14 protein-coding genes are annotated in these 13,200 nt (G+C 50.8%); 5 read left to right on the top strand and 9 right to left on the bottom strand.

Annotated elements, in window-relative coordinates:
- Positions 1 to 145: 145 nt before the first annotated feature.
- Genes EV211_RS09575 through EV211_RS09550 form a run of 6 tightly spaced genes read right to left on the bottom strand, consistent with a single transcriptional unit; the run spans position 146 to position 5,413 of the window.
- Complete coding sequence (locus EV211_RS09575) at positions 146 to 727, bottom strand: class II aldolase/adducin family protein (RefSeq protein ID WP_133529210.1); 582 nt, start codon at positions 725 to 727, stop codon at positions 146 to 148.
- Positions 711 to 1,313: a class II aldolase/adducin family protein gene (locus EV211_RS09570; RefSeq protein WP_166635431.1), complete on the bottom strand. Its 603-nt coding sequence runs from the start codon at positions 1,311 to 1,313 to the stop codon at positions 711 to 713. Before EV211_RS09570 ends, EV211_RS09575 begins: the two co-directional genes overlap by 17 nt.
- Positions 1,314 to 1,338: 25 nt before the next feature.
- Positions 1,339 to 2,871, bottom strand: coding sequence for a xylulokinase (locus EV211_RS09565; protein WP_133529208.1), 1,533 nt, complete (start codon positions 2,869 to 2,871; stop codon positions 1,339 to 1,341).
- A gap of 7 nt (positions 2,872 to 2,878) precedes the next feature.
- On the bottom strand, positions 2,879 to 4,375 hold the full coding sequence (locus EV211_RS09560; RefSeq protein WP_133529207.1) for an aspartate aminotransferase family protein: 1,497 nt from the start codon (positions 4,373 to 4,375) through the stop codon (positions 2,879 to 2,881).
- A gap of 8 nt (positions 4,376 to 4,383) precedes the next feature.
- The gene (locus EV211_RS09555; RefSeq protein WP_133529206.1) at positions 4,384 to 4,935 is read right to left on the bottom strand and encodes a TetR/AcrR family transcriptional regulator; all 552 of its coding nucleotides are present in this window, start codon (positions 4,933 to 4,935) and stop codon (positions 4,384 to 4,386) included.
- Positions 4,928 to 5,413 (bottom strand): GtrA family protein, encoded by a 486-nt coding sequence (locus tag EV211_RS09550; RefSeq protein WP_207668015.1) that lies wholly within the window; start codon positions 5,411 to 5,413, stop codon positions 4,928 to 4,930. Before EV211_RS09550 ends, EV211_RS09555 begins: the two co-directional genes overlap by 8 nt.
- A gap of 165 nt (positions 5,414 to 5,578) precedes the next feature.
- Here EV211_RS09550 and EV211_RS09545 point away from each other — a divergent pair, with 165 nt between their 5' ends.
- The 5 genes from EV211_RS09545 to EV211_RS09525 all read left to right on the top strand — a co-directional run bounded on the left by EV211_RS09545 (position 5,579) and on the right by EV211_RS09525 (position 11,305).
- On the top strand, positions 5,579 to 6,895 hold the full coding sequence (locus tag EV211_RS09545) for a replication-associated recombination protein A (RefSeq protein ID WP_133529205.1): 1,317 nt from the start codon (positions 5,579 to 5,581) through the stop codon (positions 6,893 to 6,895).
- On the top strand, positions 6,892 to 8,700 hold the full coding sequence (locus tag EV211_RS09540) for an ATP-binding protein (protein ID WP_133529204.1): 1,809 nt from the start codon (positions 6,892 to 6,894) through the stop codon (positions 8,698 to 8,700). The genes EV211_RS09545 and EV211_RS09540 overlap by 4 nt, the downstream gene beginning before the upstream one ends.
- Entirely contained in the window at positions 8,687 to 9,322 is a 636-nt protein-coding gene (locus EV211_RS09535; RefSeq protein WP_133529203.1) for a response regulator, read from the top strand. The genes EV211_RS09540 and EV211_RS09535 overlap by 14 nt, the downstream gene beginning before the upstream one ends.
- Before the next feature lie 157 nt (positions 9,323 to 9,479).
- Positions 9,480 to 10,694, top strand: coding sequence for an ammonium transporter (locus tag EV211_RS09530; protein WP_133529202.1), 1,215 nt, complete (start codon positions 9,480 to 9,482; stop codon positions 10,692 to 10,694).
- Between the two features lie 89 nt (positions 10,695 to 10,783).
- Positions 10,784 to 11,305 (top strand): cob(I)yrinic acid a,c-diamide adenosyltransferase, encoded by a 522-nt coding sequence (locus EV211_RS09525; RefSeq protein ID WP_207668014.1) that lies wholly within the window; start codon positions 10,784 to 10,786, stop codon positions 11,303 to 11,305.
- 6 nt (positions 11,306 to 11,311) lie between these two features.
- Here the strand turns inward: EV211_RS09525 and EV211_RS11000 are convergent, their stop codons facing one another.
- The 3 genes from EV211_RS11000 to EV211_RS09510 are packed head-to-tail and all read right to left on the bottom strand — an operon-like array spanning position 11,312 to position 13,098.
- Positions 11,312 to 11,860 (bottom strand): type IV pilin protein, encoded by a 549-nt coding sequence (locus EV211_RS11000; RefSeq protein WP_133529201.1) that lies wholly within the window; start codon positions 11,858 to 11,860, stop codon positions 11,312 to 11,314.
- A gap of 44 nt (positions 11,861 to 11,904) precedes the next feature.
- Positions 11,905 to 12,759, bottom strand: a complete 855-nt coding sequence (locus EV211_RS09515) for a nucleoside phosphorylase (protein ID WP_133529200.1) — start codon at positions 12,757 to 12,759, stop codon at positions 11,905 to 11,907.
- Positions 12,760 to 12,768: 9 nt separating this feature from the next.
- Positions 12,769 to 13,098, bottom strand: coding sequence for a hypothetical protein (locus EV211_RS09510; RefSeq protein WP_133529199.1), 330 nt, complete (start codon positions 13,096 to 13,098; stop codon positions 12,769 to 12,771).
- Positions 13,099 to 13,200 lie beyond the last annotated feature (102 nt).

Genomic DNA, 13,200 nt, shown 5'->3' with positions numbered 1-13,200 from the left:
ATGATCTCCTCGAGTGTTCACCCTTTAGAGCCTTGAAAAGGCTCCCTCGCTTCAACGAGTTTGCATAGTGTTCTATTCTTGGTTTTATAAGTCGCTCGGGGCTGTTCGCACACGAGGACCAGCAGCACGGAAGTGGCGTAAAGCACTAGCGCTCCCAGCGGCTGTCCACATACATCCTAGCCGCCTCCTCGATCTTGCCACAGATATCGAAAGCCTTCTCTATGTCCGGCCCGCAGCAAAGCATACCGTGATTAGCCATGATGCAGCCAGTAGCGCTGCCCAGGGCTTTGGCAGTATTCTTCGCCAGCTTGGAAGTGCCAGGCAGGCCATAATCCGCGATTTTCAGAACATTTCCTATGTCAGCTGCCAGCTCCGGATCCTCAACTTCCAGAGGCATACGAGCCGCAGCGAAAATGCTGCAATACTTAGAATGAGTATGGATCACCGCGCCGATCTCAGGCCTTGCGCTGTACACACGTCCGTGAAGCTCACGCTCAGAAGTCGGCTTGATATCACCCTCATACTTAAGAGTTTTGATTTCAACCTTGACCATGTCGCCAGGTGTTACGCGATCGTAATCCAGCCCCGACGGTGTAGTCAGCATATACTTATCATCCAGGCGCACGGAGATATTCCCCCAGGTACCCTGGACCAGACCGCAGGCCAGCAGCTTGCGACCATATTCCACCAGCAGTTCCCTGTCCTGCTTCTCATCCTTCAGAATCATCTTTGTGCTCCTTTTCCGCCTTAGAATACTTACGTTTGTAAACCTGACGCATAAGATTAGCGTCAACAGTGCTCAAAGGCACTGAACCGCCCAGAACGGCCGACTTGAGCAAGACCTCCGCCGACTTTTCCAGGACCGTCATGGCTACATAAGCCTCATACAGATTCCTGCCGCAGGTTATGACATAGCCCCCGCGGATCATAACAGCCTCAGCGCCCTTAAGGGCCTTTGCTATATCCTTGGTTGTATAAGGCACCACCCGCACCTGACGACCAACGATCTGCGCCATGTCATCCAGCACCGCATGGATCGTCTTCTTGGAATCTATGCAAATGCCGATGTACGGCGGCTTGGAAATGACCATGGCGTTAGTTTCCTTAGACGCCATCAGCACATCCTTCTCGATGGAATCGAAGTCCGTCACATCAGCAATGTCAGCGGCCTTAATAGCGCCGAAATCAGCCCCTGCCGCCGTCTCGTAGCAACGATTTTCATGCTTAAGCAAAATGCGCGGGTTCTCTCCCGTATCGTAAGGCAGACGGGACATCATCCCTGCGTACTTTGCGATGGTTTCTGTTTTATCCATTATACACCTCCGGGCCTGCCGGGCCCTAGTCACTCTCGAATCTCTGCCCGTTGGCCTTTTCATAAGCCTTGGAGAGAGAATAATATATCTCTTTATAGTCGGCAAAAAGTTTGTCATAAATAGCCTTATTGGCCGGGTCGGGGTCGTATCTCCTGTCTATCTTTACGAACTCCCGTGTGTCAGCGAAGCTCTTTATATGGCCAAGTCCGATAAGCGCAACCATTGCAGCGCCTACGGCCCCCGCGTTACGCGGGTCCTTCACCACAGAGAAACTTTTGCCCGTGATGTCTGCTATTATCTGCATCCATACCTTGTCCAAAGCGCCGCCGCCGATAATGCGGAAGTCGTTGCAGTCAAAGCCATAGTCCGCCTTATAATTCTCCAGTACCCACCGCAGGTTATAGCCGATGCCTTCATAGACCGAACGCATCAGGTGTTCCCGGGTGTGGACCATAGTCACGTTGAACAAAGTGGCCCTGGTGGTTGTCGATGACACCGGGCAACGCTCGCCCAGCATCCACGGCGTGCAGATCAGGTGGTCACTGCCGGCCGGAATGTCCTTCACTACCTCGTCCATATAGGCGAAGATGCCGTCATCGCCGTATTCTTCCTTCTCATGACGGAAGAACTGATCGCATATCCACTGTATGTTGGCGCCGGCAGATTCCGTAATGCCGGCAATGAGATTCATCTCTTTATCAGCGCTCTGAATGGCTGCGGCTCCATGTTTGAATTTGTCCGCCGTCTTGCTCGTGGCGCAGACCCAGGCCGATGTGCCCAGGTAAATATGCACATCTCCGTCGCGGCACATGCCTGATCCGACTACTGCCGACTGAACATCGTCGCAGCCGCCGAAAACCGGAGTCCCTTCTGCCAGACCGCACTCCGAAGCCGCTTCTGGTGTAAGGCCTCCGACTATGTCAGTACTGCACACCAGCGGCGGCAGCCTCTTCATATCGATCCCTACTAAAGGGAAAACCGAAAGCCAGGTCTTTTTCTTCAGATCCAGACCATAGGATGAAGCCCCGGAAAGTTCCGTGACCATCTTCCCCGTACACTTGAACTTCAGGTATCCGTTCACATCCAGGATCAGGTGAGTCTTCTCATAGATCTCGGGGCGCTCCTCCTTCAGCCAGGTGATCTCGGCTATGCAGTCCTTGCCCATGATCGGCGTTCCAGCCAGAGCCGTGAATATCTTCTTGCCGCCGACCTTCTTCATTATATGCTCAGCCTGAAGCTGCGCTCTGCCGTCGACCCATGTAATGTTATTATACAACACCTTCCCGTCCCGGTCTACAGGAATGACTCCCTGGGCCTGGGTCGAGAATACTATGCCCTTGATATCGCCTGGCTCTATGCCGTTTTCATCTACTATTCTCCGGCTGGTCTCGCAGACCGCCTTCCAGTAATCCGCCGGGGCCTGTTCCACCCAGGCCGGATTCGGATAATAGGTGGGGTAGGGCTCAGAACAAGTGGCGGCCACTTCACCCTCGAAGGTGACCAGGACCGCCTTATCAGAGCTTGTCCCTATATCGTGGGACAAAATATATTCAGCCATAATATGCCTACTTTCCCGAACACTTATCCGTCTTTACAACATGCTTGAACACCTCTTCAAATCTGTTCAGCGCCTCGTCGATTATTTCGTCCGTGTCCGCCATGGATGTGTACAGTCTGCTGCCGGCCAGGGTAACTATGCCGTTAGCCATATAGGCAGCGCCCATTCTCTCCATGGAATCCTTTCTTTCCGTCATGATGTCCTGATATTTCAGCAGTCCCAGAGCCGACTTGACAAACAGGTATGATGAGAAGTCGTAACTCATGGCGCCGGTGCACTCTAAGTGTACGATGCTTCCCTGGTTGTATGCAACAAAAGGCAACTCGTATCTGGCCAGCAGGTCTTTCAGTCCGTCAGTGAGTCTGTCGCCGGCGCGTCCCGCAATCTCGCAGGCGTTGGTGCGCTCGATCTCTTTGATGGCTGTGTAGCCCGCCAGGGCTGACAAAGGATTTGCCGCCAGTGTTCCGCCAACATATGCTCTATGCTTGCCCGTAGCCACTCCTGCAGCCATGAGGCCTGCATATTCTTTTTTGCCGCCTACTCCGCCGGCAGAAGGATAACCGCCTGCCACGATCTTGCCGAATACGGTCAGATCAGGCACTACGTCGAAATATCCCTGAGCGCCGGACAATGCTACTCTGAAGCCCGTTACGACTTCATCGAAGACCATAAGAGCGCCGTACTTGTCGCAGAGACTGCGTACGCCTTTGTTATATTCTGCTGCTACAGGTCTGGTGCCGCTTTCCGGTCCCACTGGCTCCACGATAACGCAGGCCGTGCCGCCCTTTAATCTGTTTATGCGAAGGAAACCTTCCAGCATATCCAGATCGTTAGGCCTTACTTCATCAGTCAGGGCGAAGCACTTTCTTGGGATCCCGTGGGATTCCAGCAGGTTTCTGCTTCCAGGGATCTTCAGGCCGTAGACCATCTGATCGCTCCAGCCGTGATAACCGCCGCCGACCTTGATGATGCGCTTATGTCCTGTGGCTATTCTGGATATCCTGATTGCCGCCATTACCGATTCGGTACCGCTGCCCAGCATCCTGAACATTTCCACATTAGGCATGCAGTGATTGATTTCCTTAGCGATGAGAAGCTCAGCTTCGTGAAGGAGCCCCGTCACCGGTCCGCAGGTCTGGAGCAGATCTATGACAGCGTCCCTGATGACGGGATAGTTGCTGCCGAGGATCGTCGGACCGCCGGCCTGAAGAAAATCGATGTACTGATTGCCGTCTTTATCGTAGAGGTATGCGCCCTCAGCTTTGCTGAAGCATACAGGGAAAGGCTTGTTAAATGCCAGGTTGTGCTGTACGCCGCCGGGTATGTATTTCTGCGCTTCGTCAAAAACTTCCTTCGATTGCTTGCATTGGTCGTCATAATACTTCAGTATAGTTCCATCGTAGTACTCGTCGCTGACCTCCCAGATAGGCTGGCTCGTCAGTTCCTTAAGTTGCTTGTTTATCTTGGATGGGCAGTCCCATCTGCTAATACCACAATTCTCCATTATGTATATCACTCCTCTTTCAGTATTTCTTTAGCCATCAGGCCGAATTGTCTCTTCATGTTCTTCGGGTCAAATATATTACCATTTATGAAGTAATGATTGACCAGACCATAATATGAACCGGTCAGCATTACTACTTTCTTTTCTTTTTCCTTCGGGGTCATGTCTCCTACATTGTCTATTATCAGCTGTTCTATCCTGCCGATAGTCTTACGCTCCTGGGCGTTTATAATGCTGTTGGCAGTCAAAGTACTGGTCAGCGCCGGATAGTTGGCTGTATCCTCTATGAGCTTATCAAACATAGCCATGATCAGCTTCTTACCATGCAGTTTGGTATCATCGCAGTAATCCATGATATCGTTGACTTCTTCCTCTGCCAAAGCTATCATCAGCTCATTGATAGTAGCGAAATGATTGAATACTGTAGTCCTGCACATATCCGCTCTTTCAGCTATATCGTTAAATGTGACATTTCTAATGCCCTTTTCCTCGAACAGTCCCTTAGCAGCATGCATTATCAGTTTTCTGCTGCGGGCTCTCTTTCCTCTTACTTCAGCCATTGTTGTTCTCCTCCTTCACCACGCTCTCGGCCTCAGCTTGCCGCCTGGCTCTCTTGTTGGTGTTCATACTATTCCCATAGACCACAAATCTATCATAGATATATTCGCTGGTCAGATTTATGGCCATAGTAAATCCTAATATAACGTAATCGTTCCATCCTGCTCTCGTTGACAGGGCGTTGCCCCACCAGGTCGAAGCCGGCGTAAACACGCAGTAAAACAAAAATACCTTGAACATGGCTATCGGTACATTATTAGCCGACTTAAACGTAAACTCTCTGTTCCAGGTAAAATTCCACAGCACTGATAATATCAACGCTATGAGATAGCAGGGCCAGTAGCTCCACGGAGTAGCTATCTTCAGCAAAGTGAATGACAGCGTCTCCACGATCCCTGCCGAGACAGAAAACAGAAAGAACTTGACTATCTGCGATCTGGTCTCTTTAGCATCTGGCTTGTATATGTTCTTTTCTTCCAAAGAACCACCTCCACACTTAGATTTTTATACTCTAGTACAATTATCTCACTATTTTTGAAAAATATCAATAGCTAATTTTCATTTTCCGCGTATACTTGACGGTGACCTGTGGATTTGCTATAATTTTCCTATCGAACATATGTTTAATAAGAATGAGGTTTTTCAATGGAACAGACTACTTTTTTTGATAATAAACAGCAGCAGCCTCTGGCTGCCAGACTCAGGCCCGAGACTCTGGACGACTTCGTGGGTCAGACCCACATCATCGGTCCCGGGAAGGTCCTGCGCCGCCTCATAGAAAATGACCAGGTGTCATCTATGATCTTCTGGGGGCCTCCGGGCGTAGGGAAAACCACCCTTGCCAGGATCATTGCCAAACACACCAAGGCCAACTTTATAGATTTCTCTGCCGTCACCAGCGGCATCAAGGACATACGCAACGTCATGAAGGAAGCTGACAGCAACCACTTCATGGGAACCAAGACTATAGTTTTCGTGGACGAGATCCACCGCTTCAACAAGGCCCAGCAGGATGCCTTCCTGCCCTTCGTGGAAAAGGGCAGCATAATCCTCATAGGCGCCACTACGGAGAATCCTTCCTTCGAGATAAACAACGCTCTTCTGTCCCGCTGCAAGGTCTTCGTACTTCAGGCCCTATCCGCCGAGGAACTGACATCCCTTCTGCGCAGGGCCATAGCCGACCCGAAGGGTTTCGGCGAGCAGAAAATCAACATAGACGACGATATGCTGTCTACTATTGCTAACTTTGCCAACGGCGATGCCCGCACAGCTCTTTCCACCCTGGAAATGGTCATCATCAACGGCGACTACGACGGCGAGACCACAACCGTCACCAAAGACACCCTGGAGCAATGCATCTCCAAGAAGTCACTTTTGTACGATAAGAACGGCGAGGAACATTACAACCTGATCTCCGCCCTGCATAAATCCATGAGGAATTCCGATCCCGACGCGGCCGTGTACTGGCTGGCGCGAATGCTTGAGGCGGGAGAAGATCCCCTCTACGTGGCCCGCAGGGTTGTGCGTTTTGCCAGTGAAGATGTCGGCATAGCCGACTCACGAGCCCTGGAGATCGCCGTGGCCGCTTACCAGGCCTGCCACTTTATCGGCATGCCTGAATGCAACGTGATCCTGACACACGCCGTTGTCTATATGGCTATGTCGCCTAAGTCCAACGCCATGGAGGTTGCATATAACGCTGCCCGCGTGGATGCAGTGGACCAGATATCCGATCCGGTGCCGCTGAATATCCGCAACGCCCCTACAGATCTTATGAAGGATCTGGGCTACGGCAAGGGCTACAAGTATGCTCACGACTATGAGGAGAAAATCACCAGCATGCAGTGTCTGCCGGATTCTCTGGTTGGCCGCGAGTACTATCAGCCGACCTCACAGGGGCTGGAAGCCAAATATAAGGAACGCCTTTCTCAGATAAAGGCATGGAAGAAGGAACATAAATGATAACTCAGCAAATCTGGGTCCTCATCTGCGGGGCTCTGGTATTCTTCATGCAGGCCGGTTTCACCTGCTATGAGGCGGGATTCGTTCAAAGTAAGAACGTCATATCCGTATCTATAGAAAATCTGCTGACCTTCATGATCACCGTGGCCATGTTCATAAGCATCGGCTACTATCTCATGTTCGGAGAAAGCATCATTTCCATGCCTTCGTCCCACTACAGCTACCTTTTCCTGCACATAATGTTCGCCGCCGTGGCCGTGACTATTTTCGCCGGGGCTATGTCGGAACGCAGCAAGATCACCGCACTCCTGACGGCAAGCATTTTCGCCGCGGGGCTCATCTATCCCGTCTACGGCCGCTTCGTCTGGGGCGATGCGCTGGGCGGCAACTTTGCGTGGCTCCACCAGCTGGGCTTCATGGATTATGCCGGGGCCAGCGTTGTCCACACTACGGCCGGGTTCATAACTCTGGCTGGCCTCATCATCGTCGGAAGCCGCACATCAACCAGGACTGGTAAGTCCAATATCCCCCTGGCCACCCTGGGCGTGTTCATACTCTGGTTCGGCTGGCTGGGCTTCAACGGCGGCAACCAGCAGGTGGACCTGGACCAGATGGGGCTTGTCTTTCTAAACACTACCCTCTCTGCAAGCTTCGGCATGATGGGCGCGCTGGTAGCCAACCTGCTGAGAAGGCGCAAAGGGCGCTACCTGATTTCCATCTTTAACGGCGTCCTTGGCGGTCTGGTAGCGGTGACGGCCGTGTCAGGCTGGTGCCATCCTTTGTCAGCAGTGATCATAGGCTTCATTGCCGGCGTCTGCGCCGACCTTTCCACACTTATTCTGGAGAGGTACGGTATCGACGATGTAGTCAATGCAATACCTGCCCACCTGGTCGGCGGTATCTGCGGCGTGTTGCTTCTGCCCTGGTTCATAGATAAACAGTACCTTCTCTGCGACAGCCGTATGGAACAATTCGGCGCCCAGTGCCTGGGCCTTATGGTAAACTTCGGCTGGGCCTTCGGTCTGTCACTTCTCATGTTCTGGGCGATAAATAAAACTATCGGCATCAGGGTCAGCGGCGAAGACGAGAAGAAGGGCTTGAATATAGTAGAATTCAACGATATATACTCCTGGGAAAACTATATGGAGGTCTCCTCCTATGAATCCCAGATAAATGAGAAAAACCGTCTTCTTATGAAGCAGTCGAAACTCCTGACCAAGACAGAAGCCCAGGAGAAGGAAAACCTGGCAAGGTCTCTTCATGACGGCCTCGGTCAAAGTCTGGCGGCCCTGAAACTGCTGTTGAAAATGAACGACAGCGAGTTATCACGCAAGGCTCTGGATCTGACAGAGACCAGCATAGGAGAAATGAGGAATGTACTCAACGACCTGCATCCGGCCTGGCTTGACGAAGGTCTGACCAAGGCTCTTGCGTATATGACGGAAAGTCTGGACGGCATCTACGGCTTTGAATGCTCTCTGGATGTACAGGACCATGTGCCGGATTTCGATGAAACTGTAAGTCTGAACATCTACAGACTGATCCAGGAGAGCCTGACCAACGTTGTCAAGCACAGCGAGGCCACCAGAGCAGTAGTCACTTGCAGTTTCGGGCCGACCAAAACCAGTTATACATTTACCGTTGCAGATAACGGCATTGGCTTCGACCCTGCCGTCATAATCCACGGCATAGGCCTGGATTCCATGAAAGACAGGGCCCGCATGATTGGCGGAGACTTACACATTATTACCAAACCCGGCAAAGGCACTAAAGTAGAAATCGAGGTCCCATATGGAGAAGATTAAAATATTTCTTGCAGACGATCACCAGATACTTCGGGAATCTCTGAAGCTCCTGTTAGAGCAGCAGGAAGATTTCAGCGTAGTAGGCGAGGCTGAAGACGGTCTGGCCGTAGAGCCAGGCATCAGAGAACATCCTGCGGACGTTTTGCTCCTGGATGTCTCCATGCCGAAAAAAAACGGCTTTGAAGTGGCCCGCTCTCTGTCCCGGGATCACCCGGACCTGCGCATCGTATTCCTCACCATGCACAAAAACGAAAAGATGCTGTCTGAGGCTTTCGAAAGCGGCGGCCGTGGCTATGTACTTAAGGAAAACGCCTTCGAAGAGCTGGCGGCAGCCATCCGCACAGTCAATGGCGGGCAGATTTACGTATCTCCCGAGCTGGCCTCTCTCATGCTGCCGGGTTTCCTTGAGAAACAAAGGGAAGGCGAGGATCTATCCGACCGTGAGCTGGAAGTATTGAAATTGCTGGCTGAGGGCTGCAGCAATAAAGAAATCGCAGACCAGCTGCATATTTCCGTAAAAACCGTAGAGACCCATAGAGCCAACATCATGAGAAAGCACGACTTCAAAAACGTGACCGAGCTTGTTTTGTACGCCGTGAGAAATCACATAATCGAAGTCTGACCGCGGAGCCACGCCTGTACAGCGTACCTTTTGCGCCTGAACCGCAGAAAAAAATAAGGAATTTTACCACTCAAAAACAGGGTTTTTTTGTATTCCAAAAATCCCCTGTTTTTTTATAATTTAGGTAGGTTATTAAATGAGAGAGGAAGTGGATAAAATGATCGATACAGGTGATACCGCCTTTATGATAATCTGCGCTGCCCTGGTTTGTCTTATGACGCCGGGTCTGGCATTTTTCTACGGCGGCCTGGTCAACAGTAAAAACGTACTTACAATTATGATGCAGAGTTTCATTTCAATGGGCATCGTCACGATCATATGGTTTATGATCGGATTTTCTCTGGCTTTCGGGCCGGACATCAACGGACTTATAGGCGGATTCAAATATGTCTTCCTGAATAATGTGGGAATGACGCCGAACCCGGCATACGGCAAGAGCATACCATTTGTTACTTATTTCAGCTATCAGGAAATGTTCGCCATTATAACACCGGCCCTGATCACAGGCGCCTTCGCGGACAGGGTAAACTTCAAGAGTTACCTGGTTTTCCTGGTATTCTGGAGTTTTCTGATATATGTGCCTTTAGCCCACTGGGTGTGGGGAGGAGGCTTCCTGCAGCAGTTGGGAGTCGTTGATTTCGCAGGAGGCATCGTCGTTCATGCCAGCGCGGGCATGGCGGCTCTGGCGTCAGTATTCTTCGTAGGAAGTCGAAAAACCACGAACAAAATCGAGCTTGCGCCTCATAATATCACTCATGTGGCTCTGGGCACTGCGCTTCTGTGGTTCGGCTGGTTCGGTTTCAACGCCGGCGGCGCCTTGGGTGCCAATGGTCTTGCGGCTATTGCCTTTGCAAACACGGACATCTCCGCATCAGTGGCTATGGTTACATGGCTGATCATTGACTGGATCAAAAACGGCAAACCCAGTTTCGTCGGAGCTCTTACGGGATCAGTTGCAGGCCTGGCGACTATTACGCCGGCAGCCGGCTATGTAAGGCCATGGGCCGCACTGCTGATCGGCCTTTGCGCCGGCATCATCTGCTACTCGGCTATCCAGCTGAAGTCCAGGCTTCACTGGGACGACGCCCTGGATGTATGGGGCTGTCACGGCGTAGGCGGAATGCTTGGAACTATTCTCCTGGGCGTATTTGCAGTCAGATCCGTCAATGGAGTCAGCGGTCTGATAGAGGGCAATATCCATCAGTTCCTGCTGCAGCTTGGCGCTACAGTATTCGCAGGAGCATATGCCTTCGGAGTTACCTTCCTGATATTAAAATGTGTAAATCACTTCCTGCCTGTACGAGTCAGCGAGGCCGAGGAGTTGAGCGGCCTGGACGAAGCCACCTACAAAGAAGAAGCATATAGATTATAATGCTCCGCCCACTATTTGAGAACTCTCATGGCAAATGACTGCCAGGTAATCAAAATAGTGATATAATGGTGCCAGCAGGAGGCATCATTATGGATAAAGGATATTTTCAGATATATACAGGAACCGGCAAGGGGAAGACAACGGCAGCCCTGGGGCTGACTATGCGAGCCGCAGGGGCCGGACTTTCCGTCTACATCGGTCAGTTCATCAAGAGCATGGAATATCATGAGATAGGCATCCTTCGGGACAGATTTCCGGAAGTCACTGTAGAACTCTACGGCATCGAAGGCTGTATAGTCAACAGAGAGCCTGATGCCAACGATAAAAAAGCCGCAGCTGACGGTCTGGCCCGCGCTGCGGAAATACTCATGTCCGGATCCTACGATATAATGATCCTGGACGAATTCTTCATAGCTATGAACTTCGGTCTCATAAGCGAGAAACAGGCTATGGACCTGGTCGATTCCAAAGCAGAAGGCACCGAACTGATCATGACAGGTCGTTACGCTCCTGAAGCCCTCATTGACCGTGCCGATCTGGTCACAGACATGAATGAAGTCAGGCATTACTGGACTCAGGGCGTAGAAGCCCGCGACGGTATAGAACGGTAAACTATCCTAGAATTTTCCCTCTTCGTCACCCATATTTATCTCTTTATAGGTGCCGCCTATGGCTTTAGCAAAGGCATCCCCATACTTTCCATTGACCCTGCTGCAATAGGTGAATTCTATCTCACCATCTTTAATGGTGAAAGTGATTTGAAAGGCCTTCCACTTGGTTTTCGACTGACACGTCATGATCTCGGAAACATATTCATCATGACCAGCCGGGTGTCTCCAGTCCGATTTCTTTCCGTATCCTGACGCTACAAGTGCCTTATAAACTTCTCCGGAACACCTTATCTGATCCTGATTGACGAAAACATATCCATCGACTCGTCCGAAATGCTCAGACATATTGATATTATCATCCTCGCCGTATCTTGTGAGATAATAAACCTTCAGACAGTGATCGATACTCCTGCCGTTAGCTTCATCAGTGGCATTTCTTGCCTTCTCCAGCTGCCCCGTGAATACAGGTATAGACACAGCCACAAGCACCGCAATGATAGCCACTACTATCAGAAGCTCTGCCAGTGTAAACCCCTTTGATCTACTGCTTTTCATAAAACCAGATCCCCTCATAACACAAACAATACGCAATATTGATCCTATATGCGCGCCGCGATCTCCATCGCCACGCGAAGATGGCCTTCCATTTCATCATGAGTCACCAGGCCCATGTTCCGAGGCATCCAATCGGAATCGCTGAGCATATCCTCGGCATAAACATACTGATACAGCTCGACGTTCCTCATATTGCAGGCCGCCTGCAAAGCCGAACATTCCATATCCACGGCGATACAACCTTCAGCCCTGCGGGCGTCAGCGTTGTTTTTCGTCTCGCGGTACAGACCGTCGGTGGTCCATATTCTGCCTTCTACGTGAGGCACTTCTATCTCTGACAAAACCTTGCTTACAAGGTCTGCGTTTTTCACGGTGATATAGTCTGCGGCCGGCGCGTAATGATAGCTGGTGCCTTCATCGCGGTAGGCCTCGTCCGGCACAATCAATCGGCCCTCGGCCAGATTCTGTAGCAATGCACCGCAACTCCCAAAAACTATGAATTTCCGACCACCTTTGGCTATTACCTCTTCCAGGAGAGCAACCGCCAGTGGTGCTCCCATGCCCGATTGATATATCGCCAATTTGCGATGCGATTGTGAATCAGCCGGTTCCAGCCACCGTTCGCTATCATGCGACCGGGAGCCAGTCATGTCTGGCCCCTGCCCGAATTCTTCCGGCAGGTCCATTTCATATACAGGTATTTTCTCACCAGTCAGCATGAAACTGATTTCTCTGGCGCCGAATTTATTCCGCGCCAGATCCACTGCTTTTCTGGAAAAAGTTACGATGACCGTTTCCGGAAACTCTCCGAGCTCCTGGATTTTTCCTGCATGGACAGGAAGATCCGTAGCCTTCAGAAGTTCTCCCGACTTGTCATCGAAGGAATCTATGATGCTCATTTAAATCACCTACTTTGACAGAAAACCATTGTTCAGCATAATGACTCCTGTCAGTACAGCAACCAGCAGGACCGCCAATTCAGCAACGCCCAGCATTGTAAAAATCACAGCCCCACGTTCCTCGTCCTCTACCCTTGACTTGTGAGCAAAGGCCAGTGCCGTGACCACAACTACCACGAAGGGCATCGGCCCCAGCAGGAACAGAAAATACGCAATTACGTATATAAAGCCATGGCCAAGTAACTTGGCCATGGACAATAGTATAGCATCTGCAACAATAAATATCAGTGTGTATGAAGTCAGGTTCTTCGCCATTTCCAAATTACTTCTGTCCTTCATAACCTTCCTTGTATGATGTATTTGAGTCCAAATACATGCATACTCTCCTTTCTTTCTTCAATTTTGATATAATCAATTTAACACTGTGGACTTTTTATGATT

It is taken from the genome of Aminicella lysinilytica, from assembly GCF_004362975.1.
GTDB lineage: Bacteria > Bacillota > Clostridia > Peptostreptococcales > Anaerovoracaceae > Aminicella > Aminicella lysinilytica.
The sequence above is the reverse complement of the archived record's forward strand: the minus strand, read 5'-3'. Positions and strand labels throughout refer to the sequence as shown.

Bases quoted from the DNA above. Each gene is read 5' to 3' on its own strand.
- EV211_RS09575 (WP_133529210.1), bottom strand. From the start codon at position 727: ATGATTCTGAAGGATGAGAAGCAGGACAGGGAACTGCTGGTGGAATAT.
- EV211_RS09570 (WP_166635431.1), bottom strand. From the start codon at position 1,313: ATGGATAAAACAGAAACCATCGCAAAGTACGCAGGGATGATGTCCCGT.
- EV211_RS09565 (WP_133529208.1), bottom strand. From the start codon at position 2,871: ATGGCTGAATATATTTTGTCCCACGATATAGGGACAAGCTCTGATAAG.
- EV211_RS09560 (WP_133529207.1), bottom strand. From the start codon at position 4,375: ATGGAGAATTGTGGTATTAGCAGATGGGACTGCCCATCCAAGATAAAC.
- EV211_RS09555 (WP_133529206.1), bottom strand. From the start codon at position 4,935: ATGGCTGAAGTAAGAGGAAAGAGAGCCCGCAGCAGAAAACTGATAATG.
- EV211_RS09545 (WP_133529205.1), top strand. From the start codon at position 5,579: ATGGAACAGACTACTTTTTTTGATAATAAACAGCAGCAGCCTCTGGCT.
- EV211_RS09540 (WP_133529204.1), top strand. From the start codon at position 6,892: ATGATAACTCAGCAAATCTGGGTCCTCATCTGCGGGGCTCTGGTATTC.
- EV211_RS09535 (WP_133529203.1), top strand. From the start codon at position 8,687: ATGGAGAAGATTAAAATATTTCTTGCAGACGATCACCAGATACTTCGG.
- EV211_RS09530 (WP_133529202.1), top strand. From the start codon at position 9,480: ATGATCGATACAGGTGATACCGCCTTTATGATAATCTGCGCTGCCCTG.
- EV211_RS09525 (WP_207668014.1), top strand. From the start codon at position 10,784: ATGGATAAAGGATATTTTCAGATATATACAGGAACCGGCAAGGGGAAG.
- EV211_RS11000 (WP_133529201.1), bottom strand. From the start codon at position 11,860: ATGAAAAGCAGTAGATCAAAGGGGTTTACACTGGCAGAGCTTCTGATA.
- EV211_RS09515 (WP_133529200.1), bottom strand. From the start codon at position 12,759: ATGAGCATCATAGATTCCTTCGATGACAAGTCGGGAGAACTTCTGAAG.
- EV211_RS09510 (WP_133529199.1), bottom strand. From the start codon at position 13,098: ATGAAGGACAGAAGTAATTTGGAAATGGCGAAGAACCTGACTTCATAC.